At 63.6% G+C, this 17,064-nt stretch carries 20 protein-coding genes; 13 read left to right on the top strand and 7 right to left on the bottom strand.

Annotation, left to right across the window (positions count from 1 at the left end; genetic code table 11):
• The 3 genes from B4L76_RS07725 to B4L76_RS07735 all read left to right on the top strand — a co-directional run.
• The coding region (locus B4L76_RS07725; protein WP_296231644.1) for a hypothetical protein at positions 1 to 187 on the top strand (187 nt) is incomplete at its 5' end.
• Positions 188 to 367: 180 nt separating this feature from the next.
• Positions 368 to 1,255, top strand: a complete 888-nt coding sequence (gene rhtA, locus B4L76_RS07730) for a threonine/homoserine exporter RhtA (protein WP_296231645.1) — start codon at positions 368 to 370, stop codon at positions 1,253 to 1,255.
• 190 nt (positions 1,256 to 1,445) lie between these two features.
• Entirely contained in the window at positions 1,446 to 1,727 is a 282-nt protein-coding gene (locus B4L76_RS07735; RefSeq protein WP_296231646.1) for a hypothetical protein, read from the top strand.
• A 42-nt stretch (positions 1,728 to 1,769) separates the two neighbouring features.
• Here B4L76_RS07735 and B4L76_RS07740 read toward each other — a convergent pair whose 3' ends face one another.
• A complete protein-coding gene (locus B4L76_RS07740) occupies positions 1,770 to 3,578 on the bottom strand; it encodes an aminopeptidase P family protein (RefSeq protein WP_296231647.1) in 1,809 nt (602 codons plus the stop codon).
• Positions 3,579 to 3,796: 218 nt separating this feature from the next.
• On the opposite strand from B4L76_RS07740, the gene B4L76_RS07745 reads away from it, so the two are divergent.
• Together B4L76_RS07745 and B4L76_RS07750 are read left to right on the top strand one after the other, a co-directional pair.
• Positions 3,797 to 4,915 carry a DUF3182 family protein gene (locus B4L76_RS07745; RefSeq protein ID WP_296231648.1) on the top strand — a complete coding sequence of 373 codons (1,119 nt, stop codon included), beginning with the start codon at positions 3,797 to 3,799 and terminating at the stop codon, positions 4,913 to 4,915.
• Positions 4,899 to 5,669, top strand: coding sequence for an alpha/beta hydrolase family protein (locus B4L76_RS07750; protein ID WP_296231649.1), 771 nt, complete (start codon positions 4,899 to 4,901; stop codon positions 5,667 to 5,669). The genes B4L76_RS07745 and B4L76_RS07750 overlap by 17 nt, the downstream gene beginning before the upstream one ends.
• Here the strand turns inward: B4L76_RS07750 and B4L76_RS07755 are convergent.
• Together B4L76_RS07755 and B4L76_RS07760 are read right to left on the bottom strand one after the other, a co-directional pair.
• A complete protein-coding gene (locus B4L76_RS07755; RefSeq protein ID WP_296231650.1) occupies positions 5,648 to 6,028 on the bottom strand; it encodes an antibiotic biosynthesis monooxygenase in 381 nt (126 codons plus the stop codon). The two genes, B4L76_RS07750 and B4L76_RS07755, sit on opposite strands and share 22 nt — an antisense overlap.
• Before the next feature lie 59 nt (positions 6,029 to 6,087).
• A complete protein-coding gene (locus tag B4L76_RS07760; RefSeq protein WP_296231651.1) occupies positions 6,088 to 7,119 on the bottom strand; it encodes a GlxA family transcriptional regulator in 1,032 nt (343 codons plus the stop codon).
• A gap of 82 nt (positions 7,120 to 7,201) precedes the next feature.
• Between B4L76_RS07760 and B4L76_RS07765 the strand changes: the two genes are divergently transcribed.
• Positions 7,202 to 7,750, top strand: coding sequence for a cysteine hydrolase family protein (locus B4L76_RS07765; protein ID WP_296231652.1), 549 nt, complete (start codon positions 7,202 to 7,204; stop codon positions 7,748 to 7,750).
• A gap of 50 nt (positions 7,751 to 7,800) precedes the next feature.
• On the opposite strand, the gene B4L76_RS07770 is transcribed toward B4L76_RS07765, so the two are convergent.
• Positions 7,801 to 8,364, bottom strand: coding sequence for a helix-turn-helix domain-containing protein (locus B4L76_RS07770; RefSeq protein WP_296231653.1), 564 nt, complete (start codon positions 8,362 to 8,364; stop codon positions 7,801 to 7,803).
• A gap of 83 nt (positions 8,365 to 8,447) precedes the next feature.
• Between B4L76_RS07770 and B4L76_RS07775 the strand changes: the two genes are divergently transcribed.
• The 7 genes from B4L76_RS07775 (at position 8,448) to B4L76_RS07805 (ending at position 15,599) form a co-directional block, all read left to right on the top strand.
• A complete protein-coding gene (locus B4L76_RS07775; RefSeq protein WP_296231654.1) occupies positions 8,448 to 9,380 on the top strand; it encodes a DMT family transporter in 933 nt (310 codons plus the stop codon).
• 161 nt (positions 9,381 to 9,541) lie between these two features.
• Positions 9,542 to 12,457 carry a monovalent cation/H+ antiporter subunit A gene (locus B4L76_RS07780; protein WP_296231655.1) on the top strand — a complete coding sequence of 972 codons (2,916 nt, stop codon included), beginning with the start codon at positions 9,542 to 9,544 and terminating at the stop codon, positions 12,455 to 12,457.
• A complete protein-coding gene (locus B4L76_RS07785; RefSeq protein WP_296231657.1) occupies positions 12,457 to 12,801 on the top strand; it encodes a Na+/H+ antiporter subunit C in 345 nt (114 codons plus the stop codon). The genes B4L76_RS07780 and B4L76_RS07785 overlap by 1 nt, the downstream gene beginning before the upstream one ends.
• Positions 12,798 to 14,477 (top strand): monovalent cation/H+ antiporter subunit D, encoded by a 1,680-nt coding sequence (locus B4L76_RS07790; protein WP_296231659.1) that lies wholly within the window; start codon positions 12,798 to 12,800, stop codon positions 14,475 to 14,477. The genes B4L76_RS07785 and B4L76_RS07790 overlap by 4 nt, the downstream gene beginning before the upstream one ends.
• Positions 14,474 to 14,962 (top strand): Na+/H+ antiporter subunit E, encoded by a 489-nt coding sequence (locus B4L76_RS07795; RefSeq protein WP_296231661.1) that lies wholly within the window; start codon positions 14,474 to 14,476, stop codon positions 14,960 to 14,962. Before B4L76_RS07790 ends, B4L76_RS07795 begins: the two co-directional genes overlap by 4 nt.
• Positions 14,959 to 15,237 carry a K+/H+ antiporter subunit F gene (locus B4L76_RS07800; RefSeq protein ID WP_003259015.1) on the top strand — a complete coding sequence of 93 codons (279 nt, stop codon included), beginning with the start codon at positions 14,959 to 14,961 and terminating at the stop codon, positions 15,235 to 15,237. Before B4L76_RS07795 ends, B4L76_RS07800 begins: the two co-directional genes overlap by 4 nt.
• Positions 15,234 to 15,599: a Na+/H+ antiporter subunit G gene (locus B4L76_RS07805; RefSeq protein ID WP_296231662.1), complete on the top strand. Its 366-nt coding sequence runs from the start codon at positions 15,234 to 15,236 to the stop codon at positions 15,597 to 15,599. Before B4L76_RS07800 ends, B4L76_RS07805 begins: the two co-directional genes overlap by 4 nt.
• Positions 15,600 to 15,608: 9 nt before the next feature.
• On the opposite strand, the gene B4L76_RS07810 is transcribed toward B4L76_RS07805, so the two are convergent.
• The 3 genes from B4L76_RS07810 to B4L76_RS07820 all read right to left on the bottom strand — a co-directional run bounded on the left by B4L76_RS07810 (position 15,609) and on the right by B4L76_RS07820 (position 16,888).
• Positions 15,609 to 15,821, bottom strand: coding sequence for a hypothetical protein (locus B4L76_RS07810; RefSeq protein ID WP_296231663.1), 213 nt, complete (start codon positions 15,819 to 15,821; stop codon positions 15,609 to 15,611).
• The gene (locus tag B4L76_RS07815; RefSeq protein ID WP_170029162.1) at positions 15,818 to 16,288 is read right to left on the bottom strand and encodes a hypothetical protein; all 471 of its coding nucleotides are present in this window, start codon (positions 16,286 to 16,288) and stop codon (positions 15,818 to 15,820) included. Before B4L76_RS07815 ends, B4L76_RS07810 begins: the two co-directional genes overlap by 4 nt.
• A gap of 405 nt (positions 16,289 to 16,693) precedes the next feature.
• Entirely contained in the window at positions 16,694 to 16,888 is a 195-nt protein-coding gene (locus B4L76_RS07820) for a hypothetical protein (protein WP_296231664.1), read from the bottom strand.
• Positions 16,889 to 17,064: the final 176 nt, after the last annotated feature.

Genomic DNA, 17,064 nt, shown 5'->3' on the forward strand with positions numbered 1-17,064 from the left:
ATTTGTTAAAGAGCGTTTGGCCAAGAGCGTTTCGTCTCAACCGAGGCGCGCATTCTACGCTTTCCTCATTGCTTGTCAAGCGTTTATTTTGAAGTTTTTCGCGAGAAACTCGTTTAGCTTCAAACACTTGACTCAACGTGATGGCTTGCTTCGCTTCGCTACCGCGTTGGAGTGGGGCGGATTATAGGGCGATATCCGAAGCGGTCAACCTTTAATTTCAAAGACCTGGAGTGTTTCTGAAAATCGACCGCGACAGGGCCAGCCGCTGTCCGCCCCCCACCCTGTGCGGCCCCTGCTGTCTGTTCCCTTCCAGATCAATTGCGCACTATAGTGCTCACTTCAACCTGCCAAGGATCGCCGCACAGAAATGAACACCCAACCTCGCAGCCTGGCCGCTACTCTCTTCCCGATCGGCCTGCTGCTCATCGCCATGGCCTCGATACAGTCCGGTGCCTCCCTGGCCAAAAGCATGTTTCCCATCGTCGGCGCGCAAGGCACGACCACCCTGCGCCTGATCTTCGCCAGCATCATCATGCTGCTGATACTGCGCCCGTGGCGCGTCCGCATGACAGGCAACACCCTGCGCAACGTGATTATCTATGGCATGGCGCTGGGTGGCATGAACTTTCTCTTCTATATGGCCCTGCGCACGGTACCGATCGGCATCGCCGTGGCACTGGAATTCACCGGGCCGCTGGCGGTAGCGATCTTCTCCTCGCGTCGGCCAGTCGATTTCCTGTGGATCGCCCTGGCCATCGTAGGCCTGCTGCTTTTGCTGCCGGCCGGCGATGGCGGGCAGGCCCTCGACCCGATCGGCGCAGCCTATGCCCTGGGCGCCGGTGCGTGCTGGGCCCTGTACATCCTGTTCGGGCAACGGGCCGGCGCCGAGCACGGTATCCAGAGCGCGGCACTCGGGGTGGTGGTGGCTGCCCTGTTCGTCGCCCCCATCGGTATCGCCCACGCTGGCAGCACCTTGCTCACGCCCGCGGTGATCCCCATGGCCCTGGGCGTTGCGGTGCTGTCCACTGCCCTGCCCTACAGCCTGGAGATGGTCGCGCTCACGCGCATCCCGGCGCGCACCTTCGGCACTCTCATGAGCGTCGAACCGGCGTTCGGCGCGTTGTCCGGCCTGCTGTTTCTTGGCGAGGTGCTGACGCTCACCCAATGGCTGGCAATTCTGGCGATCATCACGGCGTCGGTCGGTACCACATTGTCCATGCGCAAGGAGCCGAGCCCGGCGGTCGCCGCAGACTGACATGAGAAATAGTTTCATTTGAGGCTGGAATAGTGATTGTGGCAACCGGCCTCGCTGATTAAGCTGTCACCAAATCATCATCTTTACGCTATCTACTGGACCGAACACGGACGCTGGGGAATTTTCAGGAAGAACCAAAGCGATAACGACGGGGCCAGACAGCTGATCCGCTCCGCATTTAAGGACAGGAATGAAACGTATTTTTCTCATCCTGGCCATCTTGGCCATTGCTGGATGTGCTGCCACGGCCAAGACCGAGGTCAAAAGAGGCAAGAAGGGCCTGCATATCAGTTGCTCCGGTCTTTCTTCCTCATGGGACAATTGCTACAGCAAGGCTGCAAGTTCCTGCAGCACGCGTGGCTACCGCGTCATTGCCCGTTCTGGCGATAGCGACGAAGAAGCCGGTGACTATCTGTTCGGTATCAACCCGGCGGGTTACACCAGCCGCAGCATGATCGTCATCTGCAAATAACAGAAGGGCAGCTTGCAAGCTGCCCTTTTCGTTTGTGCTGCCTTACATGGGCGCAGTACGCGCCTCCAGCCAGGCCAGCGCTTCGCCCTTGAGCAACGGTGCCAGTCGCTCACGCACCTGGGCGTGGTAATCGTTCAACCAGCTCAATTCCTCTCTGGTCAGCAGCTCTGGCAACAGGCAACGGGTGTCGATCGGGCACAGCGTCAGGGTTTCGAAGTTGAGGAACTCGCCAAACGCGCTCTTGCCGGCCTCGCGCGTGACTACCAGGTTCTCGATGCGTACGCCCCACTGCCCCGGCCGGTAAGTACCTGGCTCGATCGAGCTGATCATGCCCGGCTGCATCGCGGTCTGCGGTGCGGGCACCGCCTGATAGGCAATCACCTGCGGCCCTTCGTGCACGTTCATGAAGTAACCCACCCCATGCCCGGTGCCGTGGCCGTAATCCACCTGATCCGCCCAGATCGGTGCCCGCGCAATGGCGTCAAGCAAAGGCGACAGCACGCCACGCGGGAAGCTGGCACGCGAAAGGGCAATCATGCCCTTGAGCACGCGCGTGCAGTCCTGCTTCTGCTGCAGGCTGGGGCTGCCTACTGGCACCATGCGGGTGATGTCAGTGGTACCGCCCAGGTATTGCCCACCCGAGTCGATCAGCAGCAGACCATCGCCCTCGATGACCGCGTGCGACTGTTCGGTGGCGCGGTAATGCGGCATGGCGCCGTTGCCATTGAAGGCGGCAATGGTCGCGAAACTCAACGAAACAAAGCCTGGACGACGGGCGCGCGCGGCACGCAACTGTTCATCGACGGTGAGTTCGGTAACGACTTCCTGACCGAGGCGAGCCTCGAACCAGGCGAAGAATTCGCACAAGGCTGCGCCGTCCTGCTCCATCGCCTGACGGATGTGCACCAGGTCGTCATCGCCTTTGCACGCTTTGCTCAGGGTGGTGGGGTTGACCCCCTCGATCAATTCAACCCCGGCGGCCAGGTTGTCCAACAGGCCGCAAGTGACCCGGGCGGGGTCGACCAGCAAGCGGCTGCCGGCCTGCAGGGCACCAAGGGCCGTGCCTGCTTCGACGTAGTCGCGCACCTCGATGCCATCGGCGGCCAGCACCTGGCGCAGATGGCCATCGAGTTTGTCCAGGCCAACGAACAGGACGGCTTGCTGCTGGCTGATCAGGGCAAAGGCCAGGAACACCGGGTTGTAGGACACATCACTGCCGCGCAGGTTGAACAGCCAGGCGATGTCGTCCAGGGTGGCGATGAAGTGCCAGTCGGCGCCCTTGGCCTGCAGGCTCTGGCGCAACTGCTTGAGTTTTTCTGCCCGGTTCACCGTGGCGTGCGGCGGCAAGTGCTGGTAAACCGGGTTGCCCGGCAACGCCGGGCGCCCGTCCCAGACCTGTTCGAGCAGGTCCTTGCCCGTCAACAGCCGTGCCCCGCGCAGCTTCAACCGGTCGCCTAGCTGGCGTGCAGAAGCCACAGCCATGACCGCACCATCCACCGCCACGCTGCCGTTGCGTTCGACGTGCTCGCCCAGCCATTCCAGCGCGCCAGGCTGGCCTGGCAGCAGCTTCATCAACTCGATGCCAGTGCCTGACAGCTCATGCTCCGCCTGTTCCCAATAACGGCTATCGACCCATAATCCGGCAAACCCAGCCGTGACCACCAGCGTGCCCACCGAACCATGAAAGCCAGACAGCCATCGCCGCCCCTGCCAGTAGGCCGGCAGGTATTCGGAAAGATGGGGGTCGGCCGAGGGTATCAGCAAGGCATCGATGCCCTCTGCGGCCATGACCTGGCGAATCTGCGCCAAGCGCTGCGGCACGCTCTGCTCAAGGGTGGTCTGAACGTTCATGCGCTCTCCTGCGGCTACATCACGGTTGATCCAGTGTGCCGATAATGGAACAGCCATCGAAGCCCTGCAATCACGGCGACCGACACACGGCATGCATTGCCCACCACGCCCTGCGCGAGCCGGACATTTCCTACAGCACGGCCAGGACCACCGATCAACTCCCGCTGAACTTCGCCAAATCAGCGGCTTCACACAGATACATTCATTACATAAGGCAAATGACCATGCCCAATGCCTGCGCCCCTAAAAGCGGCGTGGTGCTGCTCGACACCCGGGTGCGCACCCCTGACCACGAGCATGCCGTGCATCTCAAGCTTGCCGAAGGCCTGGCTCGCCTGCTGGGTTGCCCGCATGTGCAGCCCAGCCAGCCGCCGACCGCCGCCGATGGCTACTATTACCTGCCCACCGAAACCTTGGTCGACCCCAGGCGCCAGTCCGATCTGGGTATATGCAGCGAACACGACCTGTTCGGCGGCCTGGTCGCCTACCCCTACATGGCGACCAAGGCAATCTCGCACCCATTGCCGGCCGGCGCCAGCTTCCCTCCGGGCTGGACCGATGCCTTCGCCCAGCACGCCAGCGATGCCCTGTTGCGCGGCTATACAGTGTTCAGCAAAGCCGACGCTCGCAACGCCGCACGCCTGCTGCTGCTGGACGGCCCATTGCGGATCAAGCCGGTGCTGGCTTGTGCAGGGCGCGGGCAGCAGGTCATTGCTACGCTGGATGCGCTGGAGCCACTGCTGGCCGATATGGATGACCAGGAGCTGGCGCTGTGGGGGCTGGTGCTCGAAGAAGACCTGAGCGAGGTGCAGACCTTCAGCGTCGGTCAAGTCCGCGTCGCCGGGCAGACCTGCAGTTACCACGGCATCCAGCACCTTACCCGCGATCACCAGGGCGTCGAAGTCTATGGCGGCTCCGACCTCGTGGTAGTACGTGGCGGCTACGACGCGCTGCTGCAACTACCACTCGAAGATCACCTGCGCCTGGCCATCAACCAGGCCATGGTCTACGAGCAGGCGGCCGAGCGGCACCTGCCGGGCTTTATCGCCTCACGCCGCAACTACGACATCGCCCGCGGCGTCACCGCCCAGGGCCACTTGCGCAGTGGCGTACTCGAGCAATCCTGGCGACTGGGCGGCGCCAGCAGCGCCGAACTGCTGGCCTTGCAAGCCTTTGCCAACGACCCGGCATTGCAACAGGTACGAGCTTCCACCCATGAAGTATTCGGTACCCCCGAATTGCCCACTGACGCCACCCTCTTCTACCAAGGAAACGACAGTGAACTCGGACAACTCAGCAAATTTGCGCGGATTCGCGAATATGACCATTCAGAGTGAAACCGTTGAACTGCAGGTCGAAGGTGACAGCATCGTCGGCACCCTGGTCAGCCCTGGCAGCAAGATGCCGGGCATTCTCTTCGTGCATGGTTGGGGCGGCAGCCAGCAACGCGACCTGGCACGTGCCCGGCACATCACCGGGCTGGGCTGCGTGTGCATGACCTTCGACCTGCGCGGCCACGAGAAGACCGAAAGCCAACGGCTGACCGTCACCCGCGAACAGAACCTCATGGACCTGATAGTGGCCTACGACCGCCTGGTCAGCCACCCTGCTGTCGACAGCGGCGCCATCGCCATCATCGGCAGCAGCTATGGCGGCTACCTGGCTACCCTGCTGACCCGCGAGCGGCCAGTCAAATGGCTGGCCCTGCGCGTACCGGCCATGTATTGGGACGAAGAATGGGAGATTCCCAAGCAGACCCTCGACCGGCAGCGCCTGAACGCTTACCGCCAGCGCCCGCTCGGCCCGGCGGACAACCGTGCACTGGCGGCCTGCGCCGAGTTCGCTGGCGACGTGCTGCTGGTGGAGTCCGAGCAGGATGACTACGTGCCGCACAGCACGCTGATGAGCTATCGCTCGGCATTCGTCAGCGCCCATTCGCTCACCCACCGCATCGTCGACGGTGCCGACCATGCGTTGTCCAGCGAAGCGAGCCAGAAAGCCTACAGCTCGATTCTGGCGTCCTGGATCAGCGAAATGGTCATCGGCGCCCGGTTGGACCGCTATCCACACTATGCACCCTGGTATGCCTGAGCATCACTCAGTTGGCAATGCAGACCGCCATCGGCACCACGCACCAGGCTGCGCAGGGCCTGGTAGGCGGCAAACCTGACGCCACGCGCCTGATGCCGGGCAAGCAGTTCGAGAAACGGCTCCTCGACGAAATGCACGGCTGCTGCTGCCCACGCCTGGCGGGACTGCCATTGCAGGTACTGCAACACCCGGCTGCCATCGTCACTGGCCTGGATGCTGACCCCCTGTAGCCCTTCACAGCGGGTGGCCAGCTCTTCGCTGCGCAGCACCAGCGCCTGGGCCAATGCCTGCTGGCAGACGCCGGGCACCTCATATTCGATCAACTGGCTAAACCACAGGGCATGGGGTGTTGCGATCATGAGCAGTCTCCTTGCTACGGACGCATGCTGCGCGATGCCGGGCAGGGTAAAACCTCAAGTTAGGTCAAGGTCAAGCGTTTTTCCGCCGCGGATGCGCCGCACTCGCCCAGACCGGATACCGCAAAGCGGCGGCGATAATCACTCGGTGTCATGCCGGTGATGCGCTGAAACACCTTGCGAAACGCGCCCGGGTCCTGATAACCGACACCCCAGGCGATCTGATCGACGCTGCGCCGGGTGAATTCCAGCAAGCGGCACGCCCGCCCAACCCGCACATGCTGGCAGTACTCGGTCGGCCGTAGCCCGGTTGCAGCACGAAAACGGCGCAGGAAGGTGCGGGCCTCCAGCCCCGCGCATGCCGCCATGCCGGGCAGGTCGGCATCCTGCCCGCCATTGCCTTGCAGCCAGTGCTGGACTTTCAGTACCGCCTCGTCGCCATGATCCAGGCGCGGACGGAACACGGCCCCCGGCAGCGGCGCCGCCACCGGTTCCACTGCCAGGTAACGGGCGGTTTCCCTTGCCAAGGTCGCCCCCATGAAGCGCTCCAGCAACCGCAGACCCAGGTCGGTCCAGGCCATCAAACCGGCCGAGGTGATCAGGTCGCCATCATCGAGCAGCGGCTGCTGGGCCTCGACCCGAATCTCGGGAAAGCGCTGGGCCAACGTCTGCACGTAGTTCCAGTGGGTACAAGCCGGGCGCCCGTCGAGCACGCCGCTGGCCGCGATGAAGAATACGCCGATGCACACCGACGCCAGCACCGTGCCACGCCCGTGCAGTTCGCGTAACGGCACGCGGTGGCGCTCCAGCAGCTCGGCTTGCGGCGCCGACTCCAGGCTCGGCGGTATGATCAGCACACGCAGCCCGGACAAAGCGACGCCCGGGGTCTCGGGGGCAGGCTGCAATTGCCCCGTCTCGTCAACCTCCCAGAAGCTGACACGTAGCCGCGGCAAGTCGACGCCGCCCAATTCAGCAGCTACCCGGTTGGCCACCAGAAACAGGTCGGCCAGGCCGTGCACGGCAGCACGCTGCGCGCCCTGGTACAGCAGCAGGCCGATATCCAGGCTGGTGGCGTTGTCAGTTTTTGCCCGCATAGTGTCGTTTGCGCCAATCCTCAGGACAGTCGCCACAGCCTATAACTAACGTCATCCCACGACTACTGCCACAGGAGGCAGCATGAGCAAGCAGGCGCTGATCATCATCGACATCCAGAACGACTACTTCCCCGGCGGCAAATGGCCCCTTGATGGCGCTGAGCAGGCGGCCGACAATGCCGCACGCCTGCTGGCGGCGGCGCGCCAACGGGGCGACCTGGTGGTGCACGTGCGGCATGAATTCGAGAGTGCCGATGCACCGTTCTTCGCACCGCGCTCGCAGGGGGCTGCCATCCACGCCAAGGTCCGGCCCGAAGCGGGTGAACCAGTGGTGCTCAAGCACAAGGTCAATGCCTTCCTCGGGACCGACCTCCAACATAGGCTGGACCAGCATGGTGTCGACGCCCTGACCATCGTCGGCAGCATGAGCCACATGTGCATCGACGCCGCTACCCGTGCCGCAGCGGATCTGGGCTACCACGTGACCGTGGCGCACGATGCCTGTGCAACCTTGCCCCTGGAGTTCGATGGCAAGCAAGTGCCGGCGGCGGACGTGCATGGGGCGGCAATGGCGGCATTGGCCTTTGCCTATGCCAAGGTGGTGAAGACCGATGAGCTGCTCAAGAGCTGACCGGCTCGGGATTCGCCGGGGGCTGCTGCGCGGCTCCCACGCCTGCAAGCTCAAATGACAACATTACGCACAAAGCGCACCGCCAAGGCCCCGTCGTTGCGATAGGCATACCGGCAATTGCTGGGAAACACATGAAACTGGCCTTGCCGCAGACAGTGCTCGGCCCCTTCGATGATCAGTGTCAGTTGCCCTTCGGCCACATAGATCTGCTCGCTCCAGCCTTCGGCATCGGCCTCGCTGCAGTAGCACTCCCCGGGTGCCAGGGTCCACTCCCAAAGCTCCACCTCGCGCCTCGCCGGGCTGCTGCCCAGCAGCACTGCCCTGCTCTGCGGATGCTCACCCGCCCAGGCCAGCTCTTCAATGCGGCCCGGGTCACGCTGGTCCGGTGCCTGGATCAGGGTGCTGAAGGCCACACCAAGGGCTTCGGCAATCAGGTCGAGGGTCGTCAGGCTGACATTTTTCTCGCCCGCCTCGATCGCCACCAGCATGCGCCGGCTGACCCCGGAACGCTCGGCAAGCGCGGCCTGGCTCGTCCCTGCGGCGTTGCGCAGCCTGCGTACATTGAGACTGACATGTTGCAGCACCGAAGCCCGGTGCGAAGATTCATTGTGCACTATAGTGCTCACTGGTCGGGGTTGCGCAGTATACTGCCCACTTTGCGGCGATTGTGCGCCGCCCTTTCCGAGTGCGCAAGACCATGAACCAGCCCAGCAGCAAGCCGACCCCCGCCCTGACCTTTCGCCTGAGCAAGGCCGAGCTGGTGCTGGTGTTCATCACCATGCTGTGGGGTGGCACCTTCCTGCTGGTGCATAACGTGATGTCCGTCAGCGGGCCGATGTTCTTCGTCGGCCTGCGCTTCGCAGCCGCCGCGCTGTTCGTGGGCGTGGTCTCGGCACGGGCACTGCCTGGGCTGACGTTCACCGAACTCAAGGCCGGCATGTTGATCGGCGTGTCGATCATGCTCGGCTACGGCTTGCAGACCATGGGCCTGCAGACCATCAGCAGCAGCCAGTCGGCATTCATCACCGCGCTGTACGTGCCGTTCGTGCCGCTACTGCAATGGCTGGTGCTGGGCCGGCGTCCAGGCCTTATGCCGAGCATCGGTATCGGCCTGGCGTTCACCGGCCTGATGCTGTTGGCCGGGCCGGAAGGTGGCAGCCTGCACTTCAGCGAGGGCGAGCTGGTGACCCTGGTCAGTGCAGTGGCCATCGCCGGCGAAATCATCCTGATCAGCCGCTATGCCGGCCAGGTCGACGTGCGCCGGGTCACGGTAGTGCAACTGGCGACCGCCTCGCTGCTGGCATTCCTGATGATCGTGCCGACCCAGGAGCATATCCCCGATTTTTCCTGGCTGCTATTGGCCAGCGCGGTGGGCCTGGGTGCGATGAGCGCAGTGATCCAGGTGGCGATGAACTGGGCACAGAAATCGGTATCACCCACCCGCGCCACGCTGATCTATGCTGGCGAACCTGTGTGGGCCGGGATCGTCGGGCGTATTGCCGGGGAACGCTTGCCGGGCGTGGCGCTGCTCGGCGGCCTGCTGATCGTGATCGCGGTTGTGGTCAGCGAACTCAGGGTACGCCGCACCGGCGAAAACGAGACAGCGCTGGCAGCGCAGAGTGAACGCTGACGGCATGCCCGTCTCTAAACCACCGGCTATGCTTTGTAAGAAAGTGTTATAAAAAACCAGCACTTCACAGCTTGTTTGTAGGATTCTGCGACACCTTGTGTGTTGGTGATCAAACCTCTGGCACGTATGATTCCTGGCAAACTTCTCCAGAATAGGCCGCTATGTCTTTGATAGTGCTACTGCTTCTGCCATTCGTTGGTAGTTGCCTGGCAGCCGTGCTGCCGCACAACGCACGTAACGCGGAGTCCATTCTCACCGGGCTCGTCGCTCTGGTCGGCACGGTCCAGGTAGCACTGCTATACCCTCAGGTTGCCCACGGCGGCGTGATCCGCGAAGAGTTCCTCTGGCTGCCCAGCCTGGGCCTGAACCTGGTGCTGCGCATGGACGGCTTCGCCTGGCTGTTCGCGCTGCTGGTGCTGGGCATCGGTGCACTGGTGTCGCTGTATGCCCGCTACTACATGTCGCCACAAGACCCGGTACCACGCTTCTTCGCCTTTTTCCTCGCCTTCATGGGCGCCATGCTCGGCCTGGTGATTTCAGGCAACCTGATCCAGTTGGTGTTCTTCTGGGAACTCACCAGTCTGTTCTCCTTCCTGCTGATCGGCTACTGGCACCACCGTGCCGACGCCCGTCGCGGTGCCTACATGGCGCTGATGGTCACGGGCGCGGGCGGCCTGTGCCTGCTGGCAGGCGCCCTGCTGCTCGGCCACGTGGTGGGCAGCTACGACCTGGACAAGGTCCTGTCTGCTGGCAGCGTCATCCGCCAGCATGCACTGTACCCAGTGTTGCTGCCGCTGATCCTCATCGGCGCGCTGAGCAAGAGCGCACAATTCCCCTTCCAGTTCTGGCTGCCCCATGCCATGGCAGCACCGACCCCGGTATCGGCCTATCTGCATTCGGCGACCATGGTCAAGGCCGGCGTGTTCCTGCTGGCGCGCCTGTGGCCGGTGCTGTCGGGCAGTGAAGAGTGGTTCTGGATCGTCGGCGGCGCAGGCGCACTCACCCTGCTGCTCGGCGCCTTTGCCGCCATGTTCCAGAACGACCTCAAGGGCCTGCTGGCCTATTCGACCATCAGCCACCTGGGCCTGATTACCCTGCTGCTGGGCCTCAACAGCTCGCTGGCCGCCGTTGCCGCCGTGTTTCACATTCTCAACCATGCCACCTTCAAGGCTTCGCTGTTCATGGCCGCTGGCATCATCGACCATGAAAGCGGCACCCGGGACATCCGCCGCCTGAGCGGCCTGGTCCGCCTGGTGCCGTACACCGCCACCCTGGCGATGGTGGCCAGCGCCTCGATGGCCGGCGTGCCGTTGATGAATGGCTTCCTGTCCAAGGAAATGTTCTTCGCCGAAACGGTATTCATCAGTTCCACCGCCTGGGTCGAGGCCACCCTGCCGCTGATCGCCACCCTGGCCGCGACCTTCAGCGTGGCCTACGCACTACGCTTCACCGTCGACGTGTTCTTCGGCCCCAGCGCCACGGACCTGCCGCATACCCCGCACGAACCGCCACGCTGGATGCGCGCGCCGGTCGAGTTGCTGGTGCTCACCTGCCTGGTGGTGGGCATCTTCCCGGCCCAGTCGGTCGGCCCGCTACTGGCCACTGCCGCGCTACCGGTGGTGGGCGGCACCCTGCCGGAATACAGCCTGGCCGTCTGGCACGGCTGGAACGCGCCACTGATCATGAGCCTGGTGGCCATGGCTGGCGGTAGCGCGCTGTACCTGGTACTGCGCAAACAACTGCGCCTGGGCCGTTTCCCGTACCCGCCGCTGATAGAGCGCTTCAACGGCAAGCGCCTGTTCGAGCAAGGCCAAGTGCAACTGATGCTGCTGGCGCGGCGCATCGAACGCCTGCTCACCACCCGCCGCCTGCAGTCGCAATTGTTCATGCTGGTGCTCACCGCCTTCTTCGCTGGCCTCATCCCCATGCTCTACAGTGGCCTGAGCTGGGGTGAACGACCGAAGATTCCCGGTTCGGGCGTGTTCGTCGCGCTGTGGCTGATTGCCATCGCCTGCGCCATCGGTGCCGCTTACCAGGCCAAGTACCACCGCCTGGCGGCACTGACCATGGTCAGTGTCTGCGGGCTCATGACCTGCATCACCTTCGTCTGGTTTTCGGCGCCCGATCTGGCGCTGACCCAGTTGGTGGTGGAAGTGGTCACTACCGTGCTGATCCTGCTCGGCCTGCGCTGGCTGCCACGGCGGATCGAAGGTGTGTCGCCGCTGCCGGGCAGCCTGGACCGCGCGCGCATGCGCCGCCTGCGCGACCTGCTGCTGGCGGTGCTGGTAGGCGGCGGCATGGCGGTGCTGTCCTACGCCATGTTGACCCGGCCAACGCCCAACGACATTTCCTCGTTCTACCTCAGCCGTGCGCTGCCCCAGGGCGGAGGCACCAACGTGGTCAACGTCATGCTGGTCGACTTCCGTGGTTTCGATACCCTCGGTGAAATCACTGTGCTGGTGGCCGTTGCGCTGACCGTGTTCGCCCTGCTGCGGCGCTTCCGCCCGCCGAAGGAAAGCATGCAGCTGCCATCGCAGCAGCGCCAGCTGGCACCCGACGTGGTCACCGACCTGATCAACCCGCGGCATGCCACCGACACCGCGCTGGGCTTCATGATGGTGCCCGCAGTGCTGGTGCGCCTGCTGCTGCCGATCGCCCTGCTGGTATCGATGTACCTGTTCATGCGCGGCCACAACCAGCCCGGAGGCGGCTTCGTCGCCGGCCTGGTGATGTCGGTGGCGTTCATCCTGCAGTACATGGTCGCCGGTACCCAGTGGGTCGAGGCGCAGATGAGCTTGCGGCCGTTGCGCTGGATGGGTACCGGGCTGCTGTGTGCAACCTTGACGGGGGTGGGCGCCATGCTGTTCGGCTACCCGTTCCTCACCACCCATACCGCCCACTTGCACCTGCCGTTGCTCGGTGATGTGCACGTGGCCAGCGCGCTGTTCTTCGATGTCGGCGTGTTCACCGTGGTGGTCGGCTCGACCCTGCTGATCCTCACCGCCCTGGCGCACCAGTCGGTGCGCGCCTACCGCCCGGGCAACCCGGCGAAAACCAGCCAAGCAGGAGCCGCCTGATGGAAGAAGTGATTGCAATCGCCATCGGCGTCCTGGCCGCCTCGGGGGTGTGGCTGATCCTGCGCCCCCGCACCTACCAGGTGATCATGGGCCTGTGCCTGCTGTCGTATGGCGTCAACCTGTTCATCTTCAGCATGGGCAGCCTGTTCATCGGCAAGGAACCGATCATCAAGAACGGCCTGCCCCAGGACCTGCTGCACTACACCGACCCGCTGCCGCAGGCGCTGGTGCTCACCGCCATCGTCATCAGTTTCGCCATGACCGCGCTGTTCCTGGTGGTGTTGCTGGCCTCGCGCGGCCTGACCGGTACCGACCACGTCGATGGCCGGGAGCGTGACGAATGAGCGGCATGAGCCAACTGATCATCGCGCCCATCCTGCTGCCGCTGGTAACCGCAGCGGTGATGTTGCTGCTGGGCGAGAAACACCGGCAGCTCAAGGCCGGGCTGAACCTGCTGTCGACCTTTACCGGCCTGGCCATCGCGGTCAGCCTGCTGTTGTGGGTGCGCATTCAGGGCCAGGCAGAATCGATCGGCGCGTACCTGCCGGGCAACTGGCCGGCGCCGTTCGGCATCGTACTGGTGGTCGACCACCTGTCGGCGCTGCTGCTGGTACTCACCGGCACCATCGGTTTCAGTGCCCTGCTGTTTGCCCGGGCCCGCTGGGATGGTGCCGGGGCCAGCTTTCATGCGCTGTTCCAGATCCAGCTGATGGGCCTGTACGGCGCCTTCCTCACCGCCGACCTGTTCAACCTGTTCGTATTTTTCGAGGTGCTGCTGGCCGCTTCCTATGGCTTGCTGCTGCACGGCTCTGGCCGTGCCCGGGTGCGCGCCGGCTTGCACTACATCGCCATCAACCTGTTTGCCTCGTCACTGTTCCTGGTCGGCGCGGCGATGCTGTATGGCGTGACCGGCACCCTGAACCTGGCAGACCTGGCGGTGAAAATCCCGCTGGTGCCGGAGGCCGATCGTGGCTTGCTGCATGCCGGTGCGGCCATCCTGGCCATCGCCTTCCTGGCCAAGGCCGGCATCTGGCCATTGAACTTCTGGCTGGTACCGGCCTATGCCTCTGCCAGTGCGCCAGTGGCGGCGCTATTCGCGATCATGACCAAGGTCGGTCTGTATGCAGTGTTGCGCCTGTGGACCCTGCTGTTCTCAGGGCAGGCCGGGGCTTCGGCGCACTTCGGTGGCGAATGGCTGGTAGCCGGTGGCCTGGTCACCCTGGCGGTAGCGGCGGTGTCGATCCTGGCCGCGCAGCGCCTGGAGCGCATGGCCGCCCTCAGCATCCTGGTCTCGGCCGGCACCCTGCTCGCTGCCGTCGGCTTCGCCCAGTCGGCGCTGACCGGTGCAGCGTTGTTCTACCTGGTCAACTCTACCTTGGCGCTATGCGCGCTGTTTCTGCTCGCCGAGCTGGTGGAACGCTCGCGCTCAGCCAATGAGGCACCGCTGGAGGAAGAGGAAGACGCCATGCCGCCGCCGCTGGAATCACTGCACCCTCCCAAGGGCATCAACCTCGACGACGAGCAGAAGGTGGTGATCGGCCAGATCATCCCATGGACCATGGCGTTCCTCGGCCTCAGCTTCATCGCCTGTGCCCTGCTGATCATCGGCATGCCACCGCTGTCAGGCTTCATCGGCAAGCTCAACCTGATCAGCGCACTGATCAACCCCCAAGGCCTGGGTGTGCCACCCGGGCACCCCCTGGGGGCGTCGGGCTGGGGCCTTGTGACCTTGCTTATCCTGTCAGGCATGGCCTCGCTGATCGCCTTCGGCCGCGTCGGCATCCAGCGTTTCTGGAAGCCCGAGGAGCGCCCATCGCCGCTACTGCGCCGCTATGAATGCCTGCCCATCGTCATCCTGCTCGGCCTGTGCATCATCCTCAGTCTCAGGGCCGAACCGCTACTGCGCTATACCCAGGACACCGCTGCCAGCCTGCAGGCTCCCGAGCTCTACATCCAGGCAGTAATGGCAGCCCGGCCGGTCCCCGGCCCCACCTCGCTCGACGTACAGGTGCAGCCATGAACCGACTGTTCCCCGCCCCGCTGTTATCGGTGTCGCTGTTCGCGCTGTGGCTGTTGCTGAACCTTTCGCTCAGCCCCGGCAACCTGCTGCTGGGTGCCGTGCTCGGCGTGCTGGCACCGCTGCTGATGGCACCGCTGCGCCCGCAGCATGCCCACGTGCGGCGGCCGCTGGCCGTTGCCCGGCTGGTCGGCCGGGTCGGCATCGACGTGATCCTGTCCAACCTGCTGGTGGCGCGCGGCGTGCTGCGTGCCGGCAAGCAGCCGCCACGCTCGGCGTTCGTGCACATCCCGCTGAGCCTGCGCGATGCGCATGGCCTGGCGGCGCTGTCGATGATCACCACGGTGGTGCCCGGCACGGTTTGGTCCGAGCTGGCACTGGACCGCAGCGTGCTGCTGCTGCATGTGTTCGACCTGGATGACGAGGCGGCCTTCATCCGGCATTTCAAGGACACCTACGAACGCCCGCTGATGGAGATCTTCCAATGACAGGCCTGCTCGCCAATGCTGTCCTCGCCAGCCTGTTCATCTTCGCCCTGGCCATGGCCCTGGCGCTGATCCGGCTGTTCCGCGGCCCCTCCGCGCAGGACCGGGTACTGGCGCTGGACTACCTGTACATCCTGGCCATGCTGACCATGCTGGTGCTGGGCATCCGTTATGCCAGTGACACCTACTTCGAAGGTGCCCTGCTGATTGCCCTGTTCGGCTTCGTGGGCTCGTTTGCCCTGGCCAAGTTCCTGCTGCGTGGTGAGGTGATCGAATGACTGAAGCCCTGCAACTACCGCTTTGGGTAGAGCTGGCCATCGCCGTACTGCTGCTGCTAGGCAGCCTGTTCGCGCTGATCGGTGCCGTGGGCCTGTTGCGTCTGCAGGACTACTTCCAGCGCATGCATCCGCCAGCACTGGCCTCGACCATCGGCGCCTGGTGCGTGGCACTGGCCTCGATCATCTACTTTTCCTGGCTCAAGGAAGCACCCGTGCTGCACGCCTGGCTGATTCCGGTCCTGCTATCCATTACCGTGCCGGTAACCACGCTGCTGCTGGCCCGGGCAGCGCTGTTCCGCAAGCGCACGGCCAACGAGCCGGTACCGGAAGAAGTCAGCAGCGGCCGCGATCGGGGCAACTGACAAGTCGCCTCACTCGTGGGTGAGGCGCTGCAACTCGCGGCGGACCATGGCCACATAAGGCGGCGGGCCAAGTCGGTACAATTCGCTTGCGACCCAGGTCAACCAGGTGCCTTGCAGTTCCGCGCGCCTTGCCAGCAAACGCTCGGCTTCGGCCACCGCATCAGCCTGATGCTGGCGATGAAACTCGGCACGCGTGGCGGGCGTGGCGTCACTGTGGATCATTCACTGGCCTTGAAGGTGGTCAGTTCACCTTTGCGCCATTTGGCGACCTTGCCGGTCACCGCCTTCAGCAACTTGCCAAGGCCTTCCTGTATTTGCTGCTGCGCGGCGAACACCAGCATCACACCGTGGCCCTCGCGGAACACGATGCCCTCGCCTTCTGGGACCGAGACAAAGGCGTAATCGCCCACACCATAGACGTTCAGCTTGATTTCGCGAAAACGCATTTCCAGTTTGCCACCTTCCCGGCTGGGCAGTACGGCGGCGCGGAAGTGGTCGCCGACTTTCAGTTCGAGGCGCTGCTTGTCATCGACCACCAATGCGCTTTCGGTGTCGATCTCGGCCATGTACAGGCCTTCGGGATTCTGTTCGGTGACATAGACAAAGCGGCCCTGAAACAGCTGGGCCAATTTACCGCGCAAGTCGCCCAGGGCGAATAACGCATGGGTATCAAGAGTGCTAACTGCCAATGAAGTAATCCTCAACCGGTTACATCCCGCGCTCACCCAAGCTCGGTGAAACACGGCCATTTCTTGTCGATAAGCGAAAAGAGTAATGAAGCGATATACGAAGCGTCTGCGCCCACCGGCGATTCGGCGTGCGGGATTCTTTACTCTGGCTTGCCAGATCTGCCCTCAATACAGGCTTTCGGCATATTCCCGATCCGGGAAGTGTAATGTCTGACAGCACCCCCGCCAGAAAGGTGCGACAGGTAATGCCGGAACGCCCGTGAGAACGGGCCCGGCAATCCATCAGTGCATTACTGAGGGCAGAATATGCACGAAAACACCGAAATCCGTCGAGAGGCAAAGCGCATTTCTTGCCATTCAAACAGCCTGCCCTGCTCTCTACCAAGCCCGGCGCAATCGACGCGCTCAGGCGGCCAGGCCTTTCTTCAACTGCTGCAACCAGGCTGCCTGGCACTGCAGCGCCTCTTCTCGCGTGGCGAAGACAGTGCCGCGGCGCTCACCATTGACCAGCACCACCCAGCAGATGCGTTTACCCAGCGCCCGCAGCGTGGCCGGCACACCCGAGCCAATCATCACGGCTACATCGACCCGGCTATTCATCGTTCCCTCCGACATTTAATTAGCACCCTAACGATATAGCCATGATACGCCCGCTCGCCGAGCAGAAACAGCGCATCCCGGTATAGCAGTATTACGCCCGGGGCAACAAAAACCGCCGCCGGCAAAGAAATGCAAAAAGCCCCAGGGATCGCTCCGTGGGGCTTTGGCACATCGCG

The organism is Pseudomonas sp. UBA4617, assembly GCF_002386445.1.
Lineage (GTDB): Bacteria > Pseudomonadota > Gammaproteobacteria > Pseudomonadales > Pseudomonadaceae > Aquipseudomonas.